The sequence below is a fragment of the Moorena sp. SIO4A1 genome (assembly GCF_010672065.1).
In the GTDB taxonomy this organism is placed as follows: Bacteria; Cyanobacteriota; Cyanobacteriia; order Cyanobacteriales; family Coleofasciculaceae; genus Moorena.
In genome coordinates this window covers 118285-142450 of sequence record NZ_JAAHHX010000003.1, presented here as the reverse complement: position 1 = coordinate 142450, position 24166 = coordinate 118285, and the positions used below count along the sequence as shown (strand labels likewise).

15 protein-coding genes and 1 tRNA gene are annotated in these 24166 nt (G+C 45.3%); 10 read left to right on the top strand and 6 right to left on the bottom strand.

The window, feature by feature from the left end:
* Positions 1-69 precede the first annotated feature (69 nt).
* On the top strand, positions 70-1350 hold the full coding sequence (locus tag F6K53_RS03715) for an aspartate aminotransferase family protein (protein ID WP_293021316.1): 1281 nt from the start codon (positions 70-72) through the stop codon (positions 1348-1350).
* A gap of 17 nt (positions 1351-1367) precedes the next feature.
* Here the strand turns inward: F6K53_RS03715 and xseA are convergent, their stop codons facing one another.
* On the bottom strand, positions 1368-2603 hold the full coding sequence (gene xseA, locus F6K53_RS03710) for an exodeoxyribonuclease VII large subunit (protein WP_293069151.1): 1236 nt from the start codon (positions 2601-2603) through the stop codon (positions 1368-1370).
* Positions 2604-3151: 548 nt separating this feature from the next.
* On the opposite strand from xseA, the gene recA reads away from it, so the two are divergent.
* Positions 3152-4237 (top strand): recombinase RecA, encoded by a 1086-nt coding sequence (recA, locus tag F6K53_RS03705; RefSeq protein WP_293021320.1) that lies wholly within the window; start codon positions 3152-3154, stop codon positions 4235-4237.
* A 302-nt stretch (positions 4238-4539) separates the two neighbouring features.
* Here the strand turns inward: recA and F6K53_RS03700 are convergent, their stop codons facing one another.
* The gene (locus tag F6K53_RS03700; protein WP_293021322.1) at positions 4540-4839 is read right to left on the bottom strand and encodes a DUF3493 domain-containing protein; all 300 of its coding nucleotides are present in this window, start codon (positions 4837-4839) and stop codon (positions 4540-4542) included.
* A 72-nt stretch (positions 4840-4911) separates the two neighbouring features.
* On the opposite strand from F6K53_RS03700, the gene F6K53_RS03695 reads away from it, so the two are divergent.
* Positions 4912-4983: transfer RNA gene (locus tag F6K53_RS03695), tRNA-Thr, on the top strand.
* Between the two features lie 77 nt (positions 4984-5060).
* On the opposite strand, the gene F6K53_RS03690 is transcribed toward F6K53_RS03695, so the two are convergent.
* Positions 5061-5183: a hypothetical protein gene (locus tag F6K53_RS03690; protein ID WP_293079928.1), complete on the bottom strand. Its 123-nt coding sequence runs from the start codon at positions 5181-5183 to the stop codon at positions 5061-5063.
* A 198-nt stretch (positions 5184-5381) separates the two neighbouring features.
* Between F6K53_RS03690 and F6K53_RS03685 the strand changes: the two genes are divergently transcribed.
* Positions 5382-5498: a photosystem II reaction center protein I gene (locus F6K53_RS03685; protein ID WP_293035667.1), complete on the top strand. Its 117-nt coding sequence runs from the start codon at positions 5382-5384 to the stop codon at positions 5496-5498.
* Positions 5499-5708: 210 nt separating this feature from the next.
* Positions 5709-8546 (top strand): DUF3769 domain-containing protein, encoded by a 2838-nt coding sequence (locus tag F6K53_RS03680; RefSeq protein WP_293079925.1) that lies wholly within the window; start codon positions 5709-5711, stop codon positions 8544-8546.
* Here F6K53_RS03680 and F6K53_RS03675 read toward each other — a convergent pair.
* A complete protein-coding gene (locus F6K53_RS03675; protein ID WP_293079923.1) occupies positions 8543-8674 on the bottom strand; it encodes a hypothetical protein in 132 nt (43 codons plus the stop codon). The genes F6K53_RS03680 and F6K53_RS03675 overlap by 4 nt on opposite strands.
* 97 nt (positions 8675-8771) lie before the next feature.
* Here F6K53_RS03675 and F6K53_RS03670 point away from each other — a divergent pair, with 97 nt between their 5' ends.
* From F6K53_RS03670 to F6K53_RS03655, 4 genes are all read left to right on the top strand, one after another.
* Complete coding sequence (locus tag F6K53_RS03670; protein WP_293079920.1) at positions 8772-10829, top strand: AAA-like domain-containing protein; 2058 nt, start codon at positions 8772-8774, stop codon at positions 10827-10829.
* Positions 10830-11077: 248 nt separating this feature from the next.
* The gene (locus F6K53_RS03665) at positions 11078-15892 is read left to right on the top strand and encodes an AAA-like domain-containing protein (RefSeq protein ID WP_293079918.1); all 4815 of its coding nucleotides are present in this window, start codon (positions 11078-11080) and stop codon (positions 15890-15892) included.
* Between the two features lie 63 nt (positions 15893-15955).
* Positions 15956-16183 carry a hypothetical protein gene (locus F6K53_RS03660; RefSeq protein WP_293079915.1) on the top strand — a complete coding sequence of 76 codons (228 nt, stop codon included), beginning with the start codon at positions 15956-15958 and terminating at the stop codon, positions 16181-16183.
* Between the two features lie 105 nt (positions 16184-16288).
* A complete protein-coding gene (locus tag F6K53_RS03655; protein ID WP_293072676.1) occupies positions 16289-16483 on the top strand; it encodes a hypothetical protein in 195 nt (64 codons plus the stop codon).
* Between the two features lie 231 nt (positions 16484-16714).
* On the opposite strand, the gene F6K53_RS03650 is transcribed toward F6K53_RS03655, so the two are convergent.
* Positions 16715-18694, bottom strand: a complete 1980-nt coding sequence (locus F6K53_RS03650) for a hypothetical protein (RefSeq protein WP_293072674.1) — start codon at positions 18692-18694, stop codon at positions 16715-16717.
* Between the two features lie 303 nt (positions 18695-18997).
* Between F6K53_RS03650 and F6K53_RS03645 the strand changes: the two genes are divergently transcribed.
* Positions 18998-22726 (top strand): alpha-mannosidase, encoded by a 3729-nt coding sequence (locus F6K53_RS03645; RefSeq protein ID WP_293079913.1) that lies wholly within the window; start codon positions 18998-19000, stop codon positions 22724-22726.
* 204 nt (positions 22727-22930) lie between these two features.
* Here F6K53_RS03645 and dnaN read toward each other — a convergent pair whose 3' ends face one another.
* Positions 22931-24112, bottom strand: a complete 1182-nt coding sequence (gene dnaN / locus F6K53_RS03640; RefSeq protein ID WP_293021345.1) for a DNA polymerase III subunit beta — start codon at positions 24110-24112, stop codon at positions 22931-22933.
* Between the last annotated feature and the right edge of the window lie 54 nt (positions 24113-24166).

Below are 24166 nucleotides of genomic sequence, written 5' to 3'. Positions count from 1 at the left end.
CCGTACGCTGATTGGTAAATCCTAGAAAGCCAACCTTGACCATTCACTAATCACACAAGGACTAAGCTCGTGAGCCCAGAAACTATTGTTAACAATCCCTCGCCACCGGCAGAGTCAGCTCCGGCTGGGGGGGCACCTTATGACCTAACTGCATTCGATGCTAGGGTCATGAAAACCTATGGACGCTTTCCTATTGCCTTAGAGCGGGGTGCCGGTTGCCATGTCTGGGATACTTCTGGGCGAGACTATCTTGACTTTGTGGCAGGGATTGCTACCTGTACCTTAGGTCATGCTCACCCAGTTGTGGTAGAAACGGTAATTAAGCAAATCCAAAAGCTAAACCATGTTTCCAATCTCTACTACATTCCAGAGCAAGGGGCATTAGCGAAGTGGCTCATTGACCATTCTTGTGCAGAACGAGTATTTTTCTGTAACTCGGGAGCGGAGGCTAATGAAGCTGCTATCAAACTGGCACGGAAATATGGCCACACCGTGCTCGATATTGAACAGCCAGTGATTTTGACCGCTCAGGCCAGTTTCCATGGGCGAACCTTGGCAACAATCACAGCTACTGGCCAGCCTAAGTACCAGAAAAACTTTGACCCCTTGGTACCTGGGTTCGAGTACGTACCCTACAACGATATTCAGGCATTGGAAAATGCGATCGCAGATATTGATGAGGGAAATAGGCGAGTAGCAGCAGTGATGCTCGAACCATTGCAGGGAGAAGGGGGTGTTCGCCCAGGAGACCTAGACTACTTCCAGCAAGTTAGAAAGATCTGTGATCAAACTGGCATCCTGCTGATTCTAGATGAAGTCCAGGTGGGTATGGGTCGCACTGGTAAATACTGGGGCTATCAGAATCTGGGAATAGAGCCAGATATATTCACCAGTGCTAAGGGATTGGCTGGTGGCATTCCCATTGGAGCGATGATGTCTAAGAAATTCTGTGATATCTTCCAACCTGGAGAGCATGCTAGCACCTTTGGTGGTAATCCCTTTGTCTGTGCAGTCGCCCTATCTGTAGGAAAAACCTTGGAACAGGAGAATATTTTGCAAAATGTTCAGGTGCGGGGTGACCAGCTGCGCACCAGACTGAGAGCGATCGCTCAAAAATATCCCCAAGTTATTGAAGAAGTGCGAGGCTGGGGTCTAATTAATGGGCTTGTACTAAAATCAGATATTGATCTAACTTCAGTGGATGTGGTTAAAGCTGTGATGGAACGGGGTTTGTTGTTGGTACCAGCAGGACCAAAGGTAGTTCGCTTTGTTCCACCCCTAATTGTCTCCGCCGGTGAAGTTGACCAAGCAGCTCTTATTGTAGAGCAAGCCTTACAAGCTTTAACTTAACCGTTAACCCTCAACCGTCAACTATCAACAATCTCGATAATCTTGACTTTAACTTGACCCTCATCTAACTGAATTTGTAGTTCTTCTCCAGGAGTCAAATTTTCTGTAGACGAAGCAATGGTTCCGTCTGGGGTACGCACTAGTGCATAGCCTCGTTTTAGGACTTTTTGAGGGTCAAGGGTATTGAGCTTTTCCTTGAGCAGTTGACAGTGCTGGACCCCTTGGCTCAAACGCTTTGAGGTCACTTGCAACAATCGCTGATGCTGAAATGCGTTCCCATTTTGTTCCTGGTGTAGTTGTTGGTCTAGACCTAGGTGTCGTAATCGTGTGCGTAGATGGTGCAGTTTATGGCGAGATGCCTCTGTGATTTGAGTCACGGCTTGATAAAGGCTAGTCCGCCGCTGTTGATGTTCAGCATAAAGGGTAATCAGTTCTGGTACAGCTTTTTCCGCTGCTGCTGTAGGGGTGTGAGCACTGTGATCAGCTACTAAGTCAGCTAAGGATTCATCCCGTTGATGACCAATACCAGTGATCACCGGTATTGAGCATTGAGCAATTGCTCGCACCACCCGTTCATCATTGAAACAAGCTAAATCCTCTGATGCTCCACCCCCTCTAGCTAATATCAGCAGTTTGGCTCTGCCATCCCCCTCGACTCGATCAATAGCGTTAACTATTGAGGTTGGAGCAAGTTCCCCCTGAACCTGAGCTGGTGAAAGCAAGACTCGTAAGCCAGGATACCGTTGCTGTAGTGTACGTTTAATATCTCCCCAAGCAGCGGCTTGGGGGGAGGTAACCACAGCAATAGTTTCAGGATGAATCGGCAGGGGGCGCTTTCGTTGTGGGTCAAATAATCCTTCTGCTTCAAATCGTTGACGTAATTGGCGTGAGCGCAAGGCTTGCAACCCCTCACCCGCCGGTAAGGCTTGCCAAACATTTAGCTGATACTGTCCCCGCTGAGGATAAACTCGGAGGCTGCCCAAAATAATCAACTGTTCTCCTAGTGCTGGTACCTGCACCAGCTTGCTTAACTGGCTCCTCCAGGCTACACATTGTATAGTAGCTTTGGCATCTGGGTCTTGGAGGGTAAAAAACATCCCTTTTGGATGGTTGTTGCTACTAGAAACTTCTCCAATCACCCAAACTCTATGGAGTTGGTTATCTTCCTCTAACAACTCTTGGATATAGTCGGTTAACCCAGCAACCGACAAAATTGCTTCTGAGAATAGGGAATTGATTAGAGATGAGGCCATTGTTAAGCTAATCGTCTATTAAATTAATAATTTTTCACATAATGCTGTTGAATGTTGTTTAGTGACTCAACAAGGGTTTTGTTGATTCTATGTAACCAATTTTATTTAAATTCTGAACAAAAGTATTTCCTAGTGGGTAGCCCATGCCAAGACTCGTGCCCTTAGCAACTGACAAAATCTGACTAGTTCCTTTACAAGGAAGTACTTTTGTACTATAATTTACCCAAGTCACTGATCCTCCTCAACATTCCTACCCAGCTTAACCAAGCAGTGTTGCAGAGAGCTGAAGGACTTTCAACCGTTAGAATGGATCAGTAATTATACTCTGGCCTTATCCTTGCATTTGAGATCCAGGAGGCTTGAGCAACACCAATCTTAACAAGGGATGGGATTTACCTGACCGTTGGCCTAATATAGAGTATTAGTCAAATCGGTAAAGAGCCCTAATTTCAATAAAATTAAAATTCACACCACAGCTCTTATAGAGCGATAACTTAGAATCCAAACTACCTAACCAGTCCCGATACAGTAAACTTTTTGAGGCATCCATGGCTACCCCAATCACAAACAGTCCCGAAAAAGAAAAAGCTCTGAACCTGGTACTAAAACAAATTGAGCGTAATTTTGGTAAAGGTGCCATCATGCGCTTGGGTGATGCCACCCGGATGAAAGTGGAAACAATTCGGAGTGGGGCAATTACCCTAGATTTAGCCTTGGGGGGTGGTCTGCCAAAAGGTCGCATTATTGAAATTTATGGTCCAGAAAGCTCTGGGAAGACAACCCTAGCTTTGCATGCCGTTTCAGAAGTGCAAAAATCTGGGGGAGTTGCAGCGTTTGTTGATGCAGAACACGCCCTTGATCCTACCTACTCTGCAGCTTTGGGGGTTGACATCGCCAACCTTTTAGTATCTCAACCTGACACAGGGGAATCAGCCCTAGAAATTGTGGATCAGCTGGTTCGTTCTGCTGCAGTCGATATCGTTGTTATTGACTCCGTAGCCGCTTTGGTACCCCGTGCAGAAATTGAAGGGGAAATGGGTGATAACCAAGTGGGTTTACAGGCGCGGTTGATGAGTAAAGCGCTGCGCAAGATTGCTGGTAACATTGGTAAATCTGGGTGTACTGTTATTTTCCTCAATCAGCTACGACAAAAAATCGGCATCACCTATGGTAGCCCAGAGGTGACTACTGGTGGTAATGCACTTAAGTTCTATGCTTCAGTTCGCCTGGATATTCGTCGAATTCAAACCCTGAAAAAATCTAACGAGGGCGAATATGGGATTCGTGCCAAAGTCAAAGTTGCCAAAAATAAAGTTGCCCCTCCTTTCCGCATCGCAGAGTTTGACATTATTTTTGGCCAAGGGATTTCCCGCTTAGGGTGTTTGGTGGATTTAGCAGAACAAACCAAAGTCATTCTGCGCAAGGGAGCCTGGTACAGCCACAATGGGGACAATATTGCTCAAGGTCGGGATAATACAGTTAAGTATTTGGTTGAACATCCCGAGTTTGCTGAGAATATTGAGCAGCAAGTACGTCAGCAACTCGACATGGGAGCAGTAGTTTCAGCTAACTCAGTGGCTCCTATGGATAGCAAGGAAGCGGATAGCTTAGAAGCAGGAGATGAGGAAGCTTAATCTATCAGCTATCAGCGTGTCGCGTATCAGCTATCAGCTTCGGGCCTGTGGCCAAGCTACACCGAACAGCTTTTGAATAAAATAAGCTGACCGCTGACCGCTGATCGCTAAATGCTTAAAATTCACTTTTCTTGAGTGTGCTGTCTAATTAAAAAGCGGTCTATAATTTCTAACTGCTGAGCCGGAGTGACCTAATCGGATCCAGAAGAGAGCCTATGCTCACCATGGCTTTCATGATACTCTTTTCCTAGTAGTATACCTGAGATTCCTCTTTGGCTCAAAGGAGTATCATGGTTTTCCTGCTATATTTTTCGTTCTGCCTTATTTTCCAAGCGAAATAGCCAAACCATCAAGATAACTACACCAATTTGCAGAGCCAAGTTAGGCATGGCAGTAGCTACAGATTTCCCAGCAGCTAACTGGGCTAGAAAAACCATTGCACCGATAAAACCAGAGGCACCGAAGGCAATATAGATAAACTTTCTTAAGCCTCGGTAGGGATGTTGAGCTTCTGCTTTTAGCCTGGCATACTTCTCTGGATTTATTTTTGGCCGAGAGACTTTGGGATTGGGGTCAGGATTTTTTGAGTTCGAGTTTGTCATTAATGTTTTACCCTAACTTAGCTGACTGATTTGCTATTGCTATAGTAATATTTGCTATATTAATAAACTGGTGCCGATGTAGCTCAGTGGTAGAGCATTCGATTCGTAATCGGACGGTCGGCGGTTCAAATCCGCTCATCGGCTTTGGGTAAGCATAGAGCTATCAGTTATCAGCTATCAGTTATCAGCTATCAGCTATCAGCTTCGGGCCTGTGGCCAAGCTACACTGAACAGCTTTTGAATAAAATCAGCTGACCGCTGACCGCTGACCGCTGACCACTGACTGTTGACCACTGACCACTGACCACTGACCGCTGACCGCTGACCGCTGACTGCTTACCCACTGATATTAGTTTTAAGGATATTAAAGCTCAAATGGGAGCCACCTTTAGGTATGATCTTAAAAAAGTATGAAGTTAATCGTGTAGCGAGGTAAGATGGTTTTTGATCTAGATTCCAAATTCTAGAACTTTCACCATTAGACCAATGTCTCACCTACTTCTTCATCTTCCGTATTTCATATCTTCTTGGGAGAACTCAACATGGTAACCCTCAAAATCGTTGTTTATATAGTCGTTAGCTTCTTTATTGCCTTATTTGTCTTTGGATTCTTGTCAAACGATCCATCTCGTAACCCTAAGCGGAAGGATTTCGAGTAAATAGCGATCGGCCAACTAGAGATAGCCACAGCTCTTTAACACGGGACTATACAGACAAAACCACGCTCTTAGAGGAGGGTGGTTTTGTATTTGTGGTTAATTATTGTAATATGGGCTGTCTTTGTCGATAACCGATTTGGAACTACAATCTTGGGGATTGAGTCAAGGATTGTTGGTCTGAATAGTAAAACACCAGACAATTAGTGAAAAATGCCCCAGCCAGTTCAGCCGCCGGTCGTACCCGCAATTATTCAAACCGTTAAACCTTCCCAGACCACTAGCCACCTAGATGAATTATCTCAAACCATAACCGTTTCGGCACAGTACCAAAAACAGCAAAACCAGGTACTGCTCAAACCCTACCCCACAGGAGAGCTCAAGATTGAGGCTTTCCCAATATTAGCCACAGACAAAAGCGCTGCTAGCTTAGGTCCACCCATTTCCCCAGCAGTTGGCCAGACCTTGCCAAGGATAACAAACAGCCAAGACAATTGGCAACTAGGGCAAGGACAACAGTGGCAACAAGCTCTTCTAAAACTAGGAATCAAGCAACCACTCAATCCTGATTTAACGTCCTTACTCAAGAGTCCAACTCCAGAAGCACCATCAACTCTGGAACCGGAATTTTCTACTAGGGTTTCTCCTAGGTTTTCCTCGTCGGTTACTTCTGAGACACCCGTTGCTGATTCTGGGTATGATTCCGCCCCCCTAGCCCCCCAGCGAGCAATCCCTCGCTGGGGGGAACAAAACCTTCAAAGTCCCCTGCCCCCCTCACCACCCAATTTTGGGGGGAATTATCGGACTTCAATTGAGCAACGCCAACCTGATCGCCAAGCTGATAGCCAACCTGAGATTAAACCTGAGCCTGGGAATCAGGAAAGATTCTTTGCTGTCAAATCCTACCCCAAACCATGTTCTACTCTTGAAACCTTACCGAATCCAGATGAATCCTTGAGTATCAATTCCAATTGCCCTTTGCCAATTGCTAGAAGCAAGCGCATTATAGCTCAAGAGCGGGGGGGAGAGACTAGAGAGTTTGAGTTAATCATCCCTGAACAATCTAACCCAGCTTCCCTAGACGAGACTACACCACCATCAGACCAGAACTTGTCTCAACCCCAATCTGGTTCCGAGTTAGATTCCGAAGTTACTGCTCCTACAATTACCTTCGATACCAATGAGCAGCTAGACATACTTGAGCTGACTTCAGACCGTCAGGAGTATGACCAAACCAGACAAGTGATTACAGCGGTGGGTAATGTTACCTTGCGCTTCCAAGATGCCTTACTAGAAGCTGACCGTCTGCAAGTCAACTTGCCTACTCGGATTGTGGTTGCGGATGGGAATGTGGCTCTGACCCGTGGTAACCAGGTGCTAGAGGGAGAGCGCTTTGAGTATTATTTTGTTCAAGATACTGGTGTGGTTTTCAAGGCTAGGGGAGAATTTGTCAGAGCAAGTTCAGATTCTGGGCCACCCCCCCCAACTCAACCGGTCAGTCGCAGAATTATTAATAGCCAGCCCTTAACTGGAATTAGTAATCCTGGAGCCTTTGCCATTGAGTTTGGTGCTCGGGTTATTCCCAATGCTGAAACTGGGACAAGCACAACAACCATAGAATCCCCAGAAATAGAAGGGACTATAAATCGATTCCGCTATGAAGCCGACCGGGTGGAGTTTGACGGGTTAGAAGGAGTTGCTACTAATGTCAGAATTACCAACGACCCCTTTTCCCCACCAGAGTTGGAGTGGCGCACCAGAAATGCTCGATTTAGACGGATTTCCCCAGAAGTAGATGAAGTAGTTGCCAAGAATCCTCGACTGGTTTTTGATCAAGGGTTTTCCTTGCCTACATTTCGTGAACGGTTTGTGATTGACCGCCGTGAGCGGCAACCGAGTTTATTGGATTTTGGGTATGATGATGACGACCGGGGTGGTGTGTTTATTCAGCGTGGCTTCAAGATAGTTGAAACTCCCTCGGTCAGGTTTAGTCTAACACCACAGTTCTTTCTTCAAAAAGCTATTCTTGGAGACAATGATGAAGATGAGAACAATGATGCAGAAGGTGGTGGCGTAATCGATCCGGCTAACTTTGGTTTGCTTGTTGACCTCGATGCTACCTTAGGTTCACGCACTACACTAGTAGGTTCCGCAGCACTCACTAGTCTGGATCCTGAGGATTTAGAAAACGAAACTAGGGGGAGTTTGCGCCTCCGACAAACTATTGGTAACACCTACCCTCATCGCTTGACCTTAGAAGCTAGCTACCGCGATCGCCTTTTTAACGGGTCTTTGGGTTTCCAAACCGTTCAGAGTAGTATTGGGGGTATATTTGAATCACCGACAATTCCCTTAGGGAAAACTGGCTTGACTATTCGATATCAAGCTGGCGTTCAGCGCATTAATGCTAACACAGATCGAGTAGACTTGCTACCTCTGCCACCTCGGGATAACAATCGGATTAATTTGACCCGTTATCAAGGGAGTGCAACCTTAACTTGGACACAACCCCTTTGGCAAGGTAAAATCTTGCCAGCAACTGCTGAAGAAGGTATGCGCTATACACCAGCACCACTGCTTCCCAATATTCAACTGAATTCATCCATTACGGGTGTTGCTAGTGCCTATAGTAACGGTGATTCTCAAGAGTTTCTCCGTGGGAACATTGGCTTAACTGGGCAATTCGGTCATTTTTCTAAACCGTTTCTGGACTATACGGGTTTTAATATCAGCTATAGTCAGGTAGCTTTAGGAAATACATCACCATTTTTATTCGACCGAGTTGCAGATACTCGTATTCTTAATGCTGGTATTACCCAACAACTCTATGGTCCCTTTCGAGTGGGTTTTCAGACTTCCCTAAATTTAGATACTAATCAGGAAATTAGTACTGATTTCTTTTTAGAGTATTCTCGTCGAAGCTACAATATTTTATTGCGCTATAATCCAGTTCAACAACGGGGTTTAGTTGGTTTACGAATTAATGATTTTAATTGGACAGGTGCAACGGAGCCTTTTGATACGTTTAGCAACAGCTGGGAGGATGATTAGGGAGTCGGGAGTCGGGAGTCGGGAGTCGGGAGTCGGGAGTCGGGAGTCGGGAGTCGGGAGTCGGGAGTCGGGAGTCGGGAGTCGGGAGTCGGGAGTCGGGAGTAGGAGTAGGAAGTAGGGTGAAGCAAATCGAATGGCTCTGATAGTTATCAGAAACGTTAAAATTATTTGTGTGGAAATATAAACCCTACCAAATTAAGCTCCTGGATAGGTTGGGCATCTCCAATGAAGACTCATAAGCATCGGTCAGTCTGTGGGAAATTAAAGAAGCGGTTAAATGCAGTTAAACGCTTCTTTAATTCCCCTAAAATTCGTCATAGCAGCACCACACAACCCATACATCTTACGCTTGGAGAGCCTTATGCTCCCTACAAACCTCCCTCAACTACTCAGGCACCTAACCACAGCTACGGCGTAAGTAATCTTACCTGGCCCCCTGGTTATCGGCTACAGAACGGTAAGTACACCATCGAAACAAAACTAGGAGAAGGTGGGCTGGGTATTACCTATTTAGCCCGAACTAAAACAGGCGATCGCATAGTAATCAAAACTATCCTTAATCATGTACTCCGGCAAGATAATTTATTAGAATTTTGGAAAATTTTCGCCAATGAAGCCGTAAAATTAGCCCAATGTAGCTGTGGTAATCCTCATCTAGTCCGCTTATCTGAAGAAATTATCCGAGAAGGTGAACTACCCTGCCTAATCATGGAATACATCGAGGGGGAAACCTTGTCGGCTCTGGTGGAACGGCAGGGTGTCCTCTCAGAAGAGCAAGCCTTGCTGTACATCCAGCAAATTGGTAGCGCCCTCAGGGATATTCATCAGCAAGGGTTGCTCCATCGGGATGTTAAACCTAATAATATCATGGTGCGGAACAATGGTTCTGGTGCGGTGTTGATTGATTTGGGTATTGCCACTAAGTTTGTCCCTGGGGTTAAGCAAACTCATCTTTCTGCTTTTACTCCAGGCTATGCTCCTCTGGAACAATATGAGTTCCGTGGGCAACAGGGACCCTACACCGATGTTTATGCTTTGGCCGCTACCTTGTATGTGCTCTTAACTGGAAATGAACCAGTAACAGCTGACGAGCGGGTTGAGGGAGCTGTATTACCACCACCAAACCATCTTAATCCCCAGATTAGCGATCGCATAAATCGAGCCATTCTCAAGGCCATGAATTTGGTTGCAAGGGATCGCCCTCAGTCTATACCAGAATTTTTAAACTTACTGGGTATTAAGTTACCAACAAATAATAACAACTATAATAGCACAAATAGCACCAATAATCAACTACAGACAACTGCTCAAGTTGGATACTTTTATCTAGAACGTCTCCAAGATGCTGAGTGTTATCAAAAGATTTTACAACCAGGAGCGCTAATTCGGATTAAAGCACCGAAGCTGATGGGGAAAACGTTACTCAGTAATCGGATTCTTAGTTATGCTAAGTCTCGGGGTTATCGCACAGTTTATTTGAATCTGAATGAGTTACCTTGCCATGATTTGGATGTATTTTTACAGTCGTTTTCCGTGCGATTTGGTGACAATTTGGGCTTATCAGACCAGTTGGATAATTATTGGAGTAAACGGTTATATAGTAAGGTAAATTGTCAACGATATTTTGAGCAGTATCTGTTACCGTCTTTATCCAGTCCTGTAGTTTTGTGCTTGGATGAAGTAGACCGAGTGTTTCCTTATCCAGAAGTAGCTGGCGAATTTCTAGGTTTGTTGCGCACGTGGCATGAGGATGCTAAAAATAATCAACTTTGGAAAAACCTGCGGTTGATTGTGGTTTATTCTACAGAGGTTTATATTGAATTAGATATCAATCAGTCTCCTTTTAATGTGGGAGAAGCAGTAGAGTTATCGAATTTTTACTTAGATAAAGTTCAGAGTTTAGCTGGGCGTTATGGTTTAAAGTTATCCATTGAATCAGGGCAAAAATTAATGGGTATGGTAGGCGGACATCCTTATTTGTTGACGCTGGCTTTCTCTACTCTTAGCAAAAATACCAACATGACCATGGAGCATCTTTTAGAAACCGCCCCGACAGAATCAGGGATTTATCGTCATCATTTGCGAGAACTTTTAAATAATCTAATTCTCCATCCCAATTTACTAAACCCTTTCAAAAAGTTACTGACAACTACTAAAGCTGTGCGTCTGGATTATAAGGAAACGTATCTGTTAGAAAGTCTGGGATTAGTCAGAGCAATCGGGAACGATTGTATTCCTCGATATAATTTGTATCGTCAGTATTTTAGTAACAGGATTTTATAGATAGGGAGCAGGGACTTCGGAGCAGGGACTTCGGAGCAGGGAGCAGTGAAATAGGAAGAGTAAATAAATCCTGTAAAACTCTATAACTATATCATCAAATCCAATACTGTATCCCTTTAGCATAAAACCAAATACTACTCCAATATCTTCACTACTGTTCTCTATTCCCTGTTCCCTGTTCCCTGTTCCCTGTTCCCTGTTCCCTATTCCCTACTCCCTACTCCCTACTCCCTACTCCCTTTCCTACCATGACCAACCAATCAACAATCTACCAAGTTGGCGGAAGTTTACCTCAAGATACCACAACTTATGCCCTGCGAAAAGCTGATACCGAAATTTTTCAGGCTTTAATGGCTGGGGAATTTTGTTATGTGCTCAACTCGCGACAGATGGGTAAATCGAGTTTGCGGGTACAAACTATGAAGCGTCTCCAGGAAGCAGGAGTAGCCTGTGGTTGTATCGATTTTACCATGATTGGGAAAGAGAATATACCCGTAGAGATGTGGTATTCAAGCTTGATAGTGATGCTGGTGTCTCAGTTTAAGCTATCAGGTAACTTTGATGAAGAAGCTTGGTTTAGAGATACAGAACACATCGCTCCATTGTTAGGGTTTGGCAAGTTTATTGAATCGGTATTGTTGGCAACTATTTCGGAAACTATTGTTATATTTCTAGATGAAATTGACAGTATTATTAAAGTAGCGTTTAAAGATGATTTCTTTGCCTTTATTCGCAGTTGTTATAACAAACGAGCCGAAAATCCTGTCTACAATCGCCTGAGTTTTTGTTTGCTGGGAGTAGCAACTCCAGCGGATTTGATTCAGGATAAACAGCGCACTCCGTTTAATATTGGTCGGGATATTGAACTGACTGGCTTTACCTTTGAAGAAGCGAAAACACCACTGCTCCCTGGTTTGGTAGGGAAGGTGGATAATCCTCAACAGGTGTTAGGTGAGATATTGACCTGGACGGGGGGACAACCGTTTTTGACCCAGAAGTTGTGTAAGTTAATGGTGGACGATGCTCTGGCTTCCCCCTTATTAAGGGGGACGGGAGGGGGATCCATCGATAACACTTCGGAATTGGGATCCCCCCTAACCCCCCTTAACAAGGGGGGAACTGGAGTTGAGGGCACTTCTGGAGGGGAATCGAACCATGCTCAAGCTTCCCCCTTATTAAGGGGGACGGGAGGGGGATCCATCGATAACACTTCGGGATTGGGATCCCCCCTAACCCCCCTTGACAAGGGGGGAACTGGAGTTGAGGGCACTTCTGGAGGGGAATCGAACCATGCTCAAGCTTCCCCCTTATTAAGGGGGACGGGAGGGGGATCCATCGATAACACTTCGGGATTGGGATCCCCCCTAACCCCCCTTGACAAGGGGGGAACTGGAGTTGAGGGCACTTCTGGAGGGGAATCGAACCATGCTCAAGCTTCCCCCTTATTAAGGGGGACGGGAGGGGGATCCATCGATAACACTTCGGGATTGGGATCCCCCCTAACCCCCCTTAACCAGGGGGGAACTGGAGTTGAGGGCACTTCTGGAGGGGAATCGAACCATGCTCAAGCTTCCCCCTTATTAAGGGGGACGGGAGGGGGATCCATCCACAGCACTTCGGGATTGGGATCCCCCCTAACCCCCCTTAACCAGGGGGGAACTGGAGTTGGGGGAACTTCTGGAGGGGAATCTAACCCTGCTCTGGCTTCCCCCTTATTAAGGGGGACGGGAGGGGGATCCATCGATAACACTCCGGAATTGGGATCCCCCCTAACCCCCCTTAACCAGGGGGGAACTGGAGTTGGGGGAAATTCTGGAGGGGGATCCATCCACAGCACTTCGGGATTGGGATCCCCCCTAACCCCCCTTAACCAGGGGGGAACTGGAGTTGCACAGGTCGCCCGTACCCAGATTATTGACAATTGGGTATCTCAGGATAAGCCAGAGCACTTGAAGACCATACGCGATCGCATTCTCAGAAATGAGCAACGGGCGAGTAGGCTGTTGGGATTGTATCAGCAGGTATTAGATCAGGGTAGTCTTGCCGCTGATGGCAGTGATGAACAGACGGAATTAAGACTATCGGGGTTGGTAGTGGAGCGGGATGGGTATTTAAAAGTTAACAACCGGATTTATGGCAGTGTTTTTGATCGCGATTGGGTTAAGCAAGAATTAGCGAGACTGCGTCCCTATTCTGAAGCCTTTACCGCTTGGGTTGAGTCTGGGTGTAAGGATGAATCGCGTTTGTTGCGGGGGGTAGCGTTACAGGATGCTCAAGATTGGGGTAAGGGTAAAAGTTTGAGCGATTTGGATTATCAGTTTTTGGCGGCTGGTCAGGAATTAGACCGCAGGGTATTGGCAGAAGAAAGTCGAATATTAGCTAAGGCGAATGATACGTTAACTGAGGCTCAAGACAAAGCGAAGCGAATCATCAGCATACGTACTACTATACTAGGTTTGTCCTTAATTGTTGCTTTGCTCACTTGGATCGAAGCTAGAGAGAATTTTAAACAATCACAGGAAGCTAAAACAGGTGCGCGACTAGAACAACAAGCGCTTAGTATTTTACGACGGTTACCAGGGGATAATGGTTACTATGGCGATCGAGAGCTTTTATACTCAGCTATGGAGACTGGGCAACAGCTATTTAATATAGTCAAAGATGGTCGCTCTTTGGATAACTATCCTGCTATTATTCCTATCTATGCTTTACACCAGAGTCTGACTAAATTCAAAGAAAACAGAAAATTTCGATTACATGAAGGCTTGGTAAATAGTGTAAGGTTTAGCCCCGATGGTAACATGCTTGCTACGCCATTGGGCGAAACTGTCAGACTCTTCGATTTACAGGGCAAGCAACTAGCACTGTTGAAAGGACATCAACAGCCGGTAACTATAATAAGGTTTAGCCCCGATGGTAACATGCTGGCTACTGCATCAGATGGTACGATCCTGATTGAGGGCAAAACAGAGGACAAAACTGTCAGAGTCTGGGATTTACAGGGCAATCAATTAGCTGTGTTGAGAGGACATCAAGGCTGGGTAAGAAGTGTAAGTTTTAGCCGAGATGGTAAGATGCTAGCTACGGCATCACATGATAATCCTCTGACTGAGGACAAAATAGAGGACACAACTGTCAGAGTCTGGGATTTACAGGGTAATCAATTAGCTGTGTTGAGAGGACATCAAGACTGGGTAAATAGTATAAGTTTTAGCCCCGACGGTAAAACCCTGGCTACAGCATCACACGACAAAACAGCCAGAGTCTGGGATTTACAGGGCAATTCCTTAGCTGTGTTGAGAGGACATCAAAGCTCGGTATCAAGTGTAAGTTTTAGCCGAGATGGTAAAACCCTGGCTACGGCATCATGGAATACGGTCAGAGTCTGGGATTTACAGAGCAATCCCTTAGCACTGTTGAGAGGACATCAAGATTCGGTAACTAGTGTCAGTTTTAGCCGAGATGGTAAGATGCTGGCTACGGCATCAAATGACAAAACCGTCAGACTCTGGGATTTACAGGGCAATCAATTAGCACTGTTTCAAGGACATCAAGACTCGGTAAATAGTGTCAGTTTTAGCCGAGATGGTAAAACCCTGGCTACAGCATCATGGAATACGGTCAGAGTCTGGGATTTACAGAGCAATCCCTTAGCACTGTTTCAAGGACATCAAGACTCGGTAACTAGTGTCAGTTTTAGCCGAGATGGTAAGATGCTGGCTACGGCATCAAATGACACTGTCAGACTCTGGGATTTACAGGGCAATTCCTTAGCTGTGTTGAGAGGACATCAATCCTTCGTATATGATGCAAAATTTAACCCCGATGGTAAGATGCTGGCTACGGCATCATCAGACACTGTCAGACTCTGGGATTTACAAGGCAATCCATTAGCTGTGTTGAAAGGACATCAATCCTCGATATTAAGTGTAAGTTTTAGCCCCGATGGTCAGATGCTGGCTACGGCATCATGGGACAAAACGGTCAGACTCTGGGATTTACAGGGCAATCCATTAGCTCTGTTGAGAGGACATCAAGACCGGGTAAATAGTGTAAGTTTTAGCCCTAATGGTCAGATGCTGGCTACGGCATCAAGAGACAATACTGTCAGACTCTGGGATTTACAGGGCAATCCATTAGCTCTGTTTCATCCATTAGCTCTGTTGAAAGGACATCAAGGCCGGGTAAATAGTCTAAGCTTTAGCCGAGATGGTAAGATGCTAGCTACGGCATCATCGGACGGTATGGTCAGACTCTGGGCCGTTGAAAATTTAGGTGAGATGCTGGCTAGGGGCTGTAAGTTGCTTGAAGATTACTTTGTGGAGCATCCTGAAGATTTAGAAAGCTTAAGCTCATGTCAAGATTCAGTTGACAAAGTAGCAGTAGCTCCCGGTCTTGTTAAACAAGGTGAGAAGTTAGCGAAAGAGGGGGATGTGGATGGTGCTATTGCTAAGTTCCAAAAAGCCCAAGAATGGAATCCGGAGCTAGAATTAGAGCCAGAGGCAAAGGCAAAAGCGATCGCTCTTTTTACAAAAGGTGAACAGTTAGCAGAAGAGGGGGATGTTGAGGGTGCTATTGCTAAGTTTCAAGAAGCCAAAGAATTAAATCCTAATCTAGAATTACAGCCAGAGACAAAAGCCAAACAGCTAGCAGCACCCACTAAAGTTAAACAAGGTAAGCAGTTAGCAATACAAGGTGAATTAACCAAAGCCCTATCTCTCTATAAAAAAGCACAACAACTAGATCCAAACCTAGAAATTTCTGCTTATGATTGGAACGAAATCTGTTGGTTTGGTAGCCTCCATGGATATGCTGCTGATGTCATGGATGCCTGTGAAAAAGCAGTAGCAAAAGAACCTGAAGATGGAGGTATTCTGGATAGTCGTGGTTTAGCTAAAGCTCTGACTGGGGATACCGCAGGAGCCATATCATATTTTCAGGCATTTGTAGATTGGATCGATGATGATGAGTTGAAAGCACAACGACAAAAATGGATAGATGAGCTCCGGGCTGGTAAGAATCCTTTTACAGAAGAGGTGTTGAAGGGTTTACTTGAGGAGTAAGGGTAGGGAAGGCAAAAGGCAATAGGCAATAGGCAATAGGCATCTTGCTGTGGAACTGGCATCTTGCCAGTGTCATGCTTATTGTCGGGCGGGCATCTTGCTGTAGAACTGGCATCTTGCCAGTGTCATGCTTATTGTCGGGCGGGCAGGATGCCCACTCTACTGATATTGATTAGGCAAGAGGCAATAGTTTCCCTGCTCCCGATTCCCGACTCCCGATTCCCGACTCCCGACCAGTTTGTTACAAAATTTTTCAAAATATGTTATAATAAAAGATTATTTGTGCTATAATATCAATGTGGGCGCTGAGACGCCCAGAGTCAAGAGCTAGCCCGCTGAGAGTCCAAAATCGACGGGCTAGCTCTGGCTCCCCAATCACAAGGAGATACTTTCATGATGACGTATTCTGAACGCCTTCATCCATGGGTGGTCATGCGGCTATTACCCGAAATGCAGCGAGTAGTTGTTGCTCGCTTTCGCAATCGATCGGATGCCGAAGGACATTTATGGGCCCTGAAGCGATTAATGCCTGATGCGAAATTTGTGATTGTATTCGATGTCGGTAATAATCCGATGGATGAGGAATCCTAGGGCTTTACATCGTAAGTATTCAGTGATCACTGATAGCTGATCACTGATAGCTGATCACTGATAGCTGAATGCTGATAGCTGAATGCTGATCATTGATATAGCAATCCGTGTAGGAATGCCGAGAATTTTGATGCCATATTCCCGATTCCCGATTCCCGTTCCCCTCCTGGGAGAGGTTAGGGGTGGGTTCCGACTCCCGACTCCCTATTCCCTATTCCCTGTTCCCTTTTTTCAAAATGGCCACAACCGTTGCAGCAACCGCCAAATTTTAACCACTAGCTCTTCTATCCAAAGCATGGTGATGTCTAACCACTCCAACACTCGTTCTAAAGGATGCTTAATATATCCTTCTGGAGTTGCTTTAGTTTCAATCCATTCTTGATTTGGCTCTACATCACTATCGTTTCTAGAGTTAGCGATCGCATTATTTTCTTCTCCCTTATATCCTTTAACCTGGGTGCTACCAGACTTAACAACTGCTAGCGGTTGATCTTGATATTCTTTGGGAGTAGTTTTTCCTAAATTATCCTGAATTTGGGACAGGTCTGGTGATTTTTCAGTCCTGGAATTTTTATTCTGGCTGATAGATGGTTTTAGTTGAACTTTTGAAGATTTAGTTCTCGAAATAATTAGCTTACCTGGAGCCTTTAGTAAGTTCAGGTATCGCTTAAATAGAATCCAAATAGACTTTTCTGACTTCACAGGAATTTTGCTGTTGAATCCTTCTGGTAACTGATGTCTAGATTTACTATTAGCAACCGGTGATTGTGCCTGATTTCCGGAGTTGGAGGTTGAGGAAGATAAATTTTCGGGCTGGTCAGATCCATCTGGGTTGCCCCATAAATCATTATCGGATAACCAAGGATCAAGTTCATCTGATTTAGACCGAGATGGTGTTGAGGTGGATGGTTTTAATGACGGGGAAAGTGGAGGGGAATTATCTCCTGATAGCTGATGGGCTTCTGGGTAGAAATCTGGTAAAACCTTTCCAGAACCAGAAGCAATTTCGGATTGTTCTGAGGAACCAATCAAACTAAAATTAGACGGTTTTCTGCCAAAAAAGTAGTCAATCGCCGCATAGATTAAGCTTAAGAGTTTAAATCGGTTAGTTTCAGACCCTGCCGTTACCTCCTCTGAGCTATCACCCTTAATAAATGGTTTTTGTAGGGCTTGAATCAGCTGATTAGTACTCTGGCGCAGGGTTAGGGGGATTTGCTTACTCAGTTTAACCACAACTTCCGATCGTTGTACTAATTGGTGTGATTCCAGTTCCAGGAATTTGTTATCCAGGGAAGTTAATAGGTTCTCAATTGGGTTAGAAGGTAATAGATTGAGTGGTTTGGAAGGTTTAGGTTGTCGGTGCTCAGAGGTGGCTGATTGACGGTTGGAAACAGCTGGGATGATCCTCGATTCCCCGAACAGATTAATTGCGATCGCTACAGGACTAGTTTGCACCCAGGCCATTAATCGCCAGAATAGCCTGATGGGTGGAAAAATAGGGGGGTGATCTAAGGTAGCAAGGGAAGGGGATGCTTTTTTGCCGTCTAACGAGTGGGCTAAACGCCATTTACGCAGTAAGTCAGCCAGCTCCCAACTGATTCTGGATGCTAGTTTGTGCTGCTGCTGGGGTGTCAATATATCCAGAATTTGATTTTCCACTGTCACCAGCACTAGACCCCGGTTGTCCAATAAACAAGCCACTCCCTTAATTAGCATATGCTCATTAGTCGCGGGTTTAGCTGGGGTTACAGCTTGCCCGTTATATAGGCTTACAGGTTCCTGGTTATTTAGGGATGTTCCCCTTTGCCGTTCCAGTAGGATAGGTTGCCCGTTATTTAGGGTTACAGCTTGCCCGTTAGACGGTTTTAGGTTGTCTAGATCAGCTTCAAGGGTAAACTTGCCAAGGTTCAACTCTTGTAGCACTCGCTGAATTGCTGTATCTGCTTCTGGCGGTTTTTCCTGGGGCTGGGCGTGGCTAAATGTGCTTAATTGGGGCAATCCAGCTTTTACCGAAGAAGAAATCTGACGCCCAGCGGATAAACTAGCTTGCACCAGCAGGTAAACCGGATAAAGTAAAATTTGCCCTCCCCATACCCCTGCAACTTTTAAATGCCGTATTGTACGTTGAATTTGGTCAGCAAACCGTTGAGATTGTCGATTGATAAAGTTAAACAATCTACTGCGATAGGGACCTTTGGCAGGGGAAGACATGATGATTATTGCTTGGGTGAGGGATTAGCTAGCTGATAGACATTTAAGCTCGATTGTAAGCATTCAGTGGTCAGTGGTCAGTGCTCAGCGGTCAGTGCTCAGTGCTCAGCCGTTGGCCTGTGGCTGAAAGCTGATAGCACCTCAAGTAGCGTGCGCGTAGCCCATAAGCTGAAAGCTGATAACTGATAGCTGATAGCTAATAGCTGATAACTTTCAATAAACCACCAATAACAAATTAATCATAGTCGGTGCCATTGATTTTAGCGACAATTTGACTAATCTTATTCAAATTACTTAAACCAAATGGATCAGATTAGGCTTATTGATGGGATTAATCATGCGATCGCAAAACTCCGTGCTTTAACTCAAACCAATGTTCAGCAGGGTTGGCGATACTGTAAAGAAGATATTCCTTATCCTGTGGCCACTCAACCAGAGTGCTGGAACAATTGGTCAATAGCCCAACGTAATGACAAGGATTACATTACTTGGTCTGCTGGAAGACAAGTGATCTGGTTGAGTCAACGATTCCTAGTGCCCCAGGATTTGCAGCGCTATCCTTTAGCTGGCTTAGGATTACGTTTAGTGTTGACGTGGTGGGCAGAATCGGCTCAGATTTTTGTCAACGGTCAGCTGGTACAAGAGGGGGATTTATTTGATTCCTCCACACGGATGCTGCTAAATCCAGCAGTAGTGCCAGGGGAAGAGTTTGCCGTAGCCCTCAGGTTGGTTAGTCCTGGTCATGATATCGGCGGATTAATGCGATCGCAAATCCTCTACGAAGCCACCAATGATATCGATCCAGGCTTTGTAGCTGATGAATTGACTGTCTTACAAAAGTATAGCGCTAGTTTTGAACCAGAACAATTAGGGACTCTAGCTAAGGCTGTGGCTGAGATTGATTGGGAAATGGTGTCACAGCCGACAGAATTTATGCGATCGCTTACCCGATTGCGCCAACAACTCAGTACAATTGAAAATTCAAACTTCAGAATTCAAAATAGTCAAAACTCTATCCAAATGCTAGGTCATGCTCACCTTGATTTGGCTTGGTTATGGCCAGTCAGCGAGACCTGGGACTTAGCTGTGCGTACCTTTGAATCAGTATTAAAGCTACAGCAAGAATTTCCAGATTTCACCTTTTGCCATACCACCCCTGCCCTTTATGCTTGGATAGAACAGCATCGCCCTGATTTATTTAAACGGATAAAACAACAAGTTGCAGCTGGTCGTTGGGAAATTGTGGGGGGGATGTGGGTAGAACCGGAATTAAACCTAATTGATGGTGAATCAATAGTCCGACAAATCCTCTATGGTCAACGTTACGTCCAGAAAACCTTCGGTCAGTTAACCACAGTGGCATGGGTAACGGATAGTTTTGGCTTCTGTTGGCAACTACCTCAATTACTCAAACAGGGTGGAATTGACTACTTCGTGACCCAGAAGCTGCACTGGAACGATACCACCAAATTTCCCTATGGTGCTTTCTGGTGGCAGTCTCCCGATGGCAGCCAAATCTTCAGCCTGATGTCTCCCCCTAACGTTGCTGGTGTTATGGATACAAATCCCATTACTATGGCAAGCTACGCCATTGATTGGGAAATTCAAACCTCACTCAAGGAGGCATTTTGGTTACCTGGTGTCGGAGATCATGGCGGTGGTCCCACCAGGGATATGTTACAAGTAGCAAGACGTTGGCAAAAATCCCCATTCTTCCCAAAGCTGGAATTTACCACCGCCAGTGAGTATTTGTTGTTCGCGAAGCGTGGCCTTTTGGCCAAGGTTAGCGGGTTGAAGGTTAGTAGGTTGAAGGTTAGCAGGTTGTTCGCGTTCGCGCAGCGTCGGCTTTGCCGAAAGCGTGGCCTTTTGGCCAAGGTTGCAGGTTGTGTTGAGAACCTTAGTGTCGGAAGTGTCGAAAGTGTGGGGAAAGAAGAAATCAGAACAGAGGAGAGGGAAGGGAAGAAAGGCCAAAGCCAAACTACTAAAGAGATTCCGGTCTGGAATGATGAACTGTATCTAGAATTCCATCGGGGTTGCTATACCACTCACGCTGACCAAAAGCGCTATCTACGTCGTTGTGAGGGTTTATTGTACCAAGCAGAACTGTTTGCCGCCCTAAAAACCATTGCGACAGGACAAGCTTATCCTAAGACTGAACTAGAGGAAGCCTGGAAAAAGGTCTTATTTAATCAGTTCCACGACATATTACCAGGAACATCGATTCCGGAAGTCTTTGTAGACGCTAATCAGGCTTGGCAGGAAGTCGAGGAGGTGACGGGAAAGATATTGGAGGAATCATTAAATGCGATCGCATCCAAGATCACCCTGCCACCACCACCGAAACCCAATGCTCAAGCCATTATTGTCTTTAATCCTCTCAATTGGGAGCGTTCAGAACTCATTGCTGTTTCTTTAGCTATTTCTTTAGCTATTTCTTTACCGGTCGGGTCAGTGGAATGGGAAGTGTATGACTGTTTTGGGGAAAAGATAATCTCTCAAGTTACGCACGATCAAGCCCAGCAAATCCCAAACCATGACAATAACAATGACAATCTCTCCTATGCTCAAATAGAATTGCTGTTTCTAGCCAGTAATATTCCTTCGGTAGGATATCGTGTTTTTTGGTTATGTAGCAATGATGTGGGCGTTGCTGATTCTGGGTATGATTTTGCCCCCCTAGCCCCCCAATTTTGGGGGGTACAAAACTCTCAAAGTCCCCCAAAGTTGGGGGATTTAGGGGGCTTTACCAAAACCAAACAATCACGAATTCATACTTCAATTCAGCAACGCCATGATGTGGACTTGAACTTAGAGCTACGTCCCGATTCCCGATTCCCGATTCCCGATTCCCGATTCCCGATTCCCGATTCCCGATTCCCGATTCCCGACTCCCGATTCCCGATTCCCGATTCCCGATTCCCAATTCCCGATTCCCAACTCCCGATTGAAGATTTCGTGTTAGAGAATCAATACCTACGAGTGGTGGTAGACCCAGAAACTGGAGATTTAAGTAGTGTCTTCGATCAGGTTAATCAGCGGGAAGTGCTTAGTGGTCCTGGAAATCAGCTACAAGCTTTCGAGGATAGTGGTCAATATTGGGATGCATGGAATATAGACCCAAATTATGCTGACCATCCTTTGCCGAGCACTGAGCTGATCGGGATCGAGTGGATTGAAACCGGAGTATTGCGTCAACGTTTGCGAGTGGTGCGTCGGCTGATGCGATCGCAATTTTCTCAGGACTATATCCTTTCAGCTGAATCTCCAGTACTCAAGATTGCCACTACCGTAGACTGGCAGGAACGCCATGTATTAGTCAAAGCTGCGTTTCCATTAGCCATTGATGCCGATTATGTGTCCTATGAGATGCCTTGTGGGGTAATTCAACGTTCTACTCGACCCCAAACCCCTGCTGAGCAAGCTAAATGGGAAGTACCTGCTCTGCGTTGGGCAGACTTGAGTGATCAAACCTATGGTGTCAGTTTGCTTAATGATTGCAAATACGGCTATGATGCCCAGGCTTCCCAATTACGTCTAACATTGCTTCGCTCTCCCACTTGGCCCGATCCTGAAACTGATCAAGGCATCCACCAATTCACCTATGCTCTCTATCCTCATCAAGGCAGTTGGCGTTCTGCAGATACAATTCACCTAGCATACCAGCTTAACTTACCATTTCTAAGTTTACTTTGGTCTCCCGCTAATAGTTCTATTTTCAGTAATAATGTCAGTAATAATAGTAGACCTTCTTTACCATCAACCGGACAACTATTAAATTTGTCAGCTAAGACTCTAATTTTGATTGCACTTAAACAATCCGAACATATCCCTGATCAATGGATTATCAGATGTTATGAATCTCATGGGGAATCAGCAAATTTATCCTTAGTCAGTGATTTAGGATTGAAAATAGTTCACCCAGTTGACTTATTGGAAAGACCTGTTAGTTTATCAGAAGCATCAGCTGATGGAAAAGTAGTTAAGATAGAGCCTTGGAAAATAACTAGTTTGGCAGTTAAATCCATAATTTAGAAGGGAGTCGGGAGTCGGGAGTCGGGAGTCGGGAGTCGGGAGTCGGGAGTCGGGAGCTATAAAAATTTTTCCTATCTCGCTATCTCGCTATTTCCCCATCTCCCCATCTCCCCATCTCCCCATCTCCCCATCTCCCCATCTCCCCACACTTCCCACACTTCCCACACTTCCCACACTTCCCACACTTCCCACACTCTTCTGTTACTATTTCCTAATCTGAACTGGCATAATCAAATAGGTCATCTTCAATCCCCCTAGAGGCATAAAAATCACAGGACTATTAGCTTCATTCATCTGAATTTGAATATCAGAGGTATAAAGCGCCTTTAAGCCATCAATTAAGTACTTAACATTAAAAGCAATTTCCAAACTATCACCCGATATTTGAACTTCCATTGACTCCCGACCACTACCCAAATCTTTTGCCTCTACCGAGAGGTGAAGCCGCTGGTTAACACTATCGATATTAAACTTGACAATATTATTTTTCTGATCAGCCAACACTGCAATCCGTTCTACTGCACTCAGTAATTGACGGCGATCGAGAATGATCTGACGCTGAAAGTGTTTGGGAAGCAGCTGATGATAGGAAGGGTACTGTCCTTCCAGAGTTCGGCTTGTTAAACGCTGTTCTCCCCCTTGACAAACAATCTGACCAGGTTCAAACTGAATCGCAATAATATCCTGAGCTTCAGCCTTAGATACTATCCGCTCCAACTCCCGTAACGCTCTAGCTGGTAACGTAAATTCTACGGGTAAATCATGATCATCCAATTCTTGGGTAGCTTCAGTCGTTGCACTTTCCTCTATTCTCCGATTAGTTTCCACAACTGCTAGTCGGTGACCATCGGTAGCAGCAAATTCCAATTTGTCCGACTGTACAGTAAGGTGAACCCCCGTCAGCACTTGCTTAGTTTCATCAGAACTAGTGGCAAATAAAGAACCCTGCAATCCAGCCTTTAAGACTTCTACAGGAATATGAACCGCAACGGATGTGTTAACTTCCGGCAGCTCGGGGAATTCCTCAGAACTCATACCTCGAACCTGATAACGTCCGGTAGCCGAGGTTAAGGTGACAATCAGGCTATCACTGTCTGTACCTTTCCCATCATCCTCTAGAGTAATTTCCCCTGAAGGTAGACGGGAAACAATATCATTGAGCAGTTTGGCTGGCAGGGTAATTTCCCCTCCTGTCTCAACGTCAGCATTAAAGCTAGTCTGGATACCCACGCTAAGGTCGAAAGCAGTTAGTAGCACCCGCTGATTTTTTTGGTCTGCTTCTAACAAAACATTTCCCAGCACAGGATGAGTAGGGCGAGAAGGCACTACCCGACTCACTAGTGAAAGGTTTGTATTGAGGTCACTTTGACTGCAAACCAGTTTCATGATTGGTTTCGTAATGGGGCTTGCTTTAGTAAGAAACTATAGTACTCGATTACT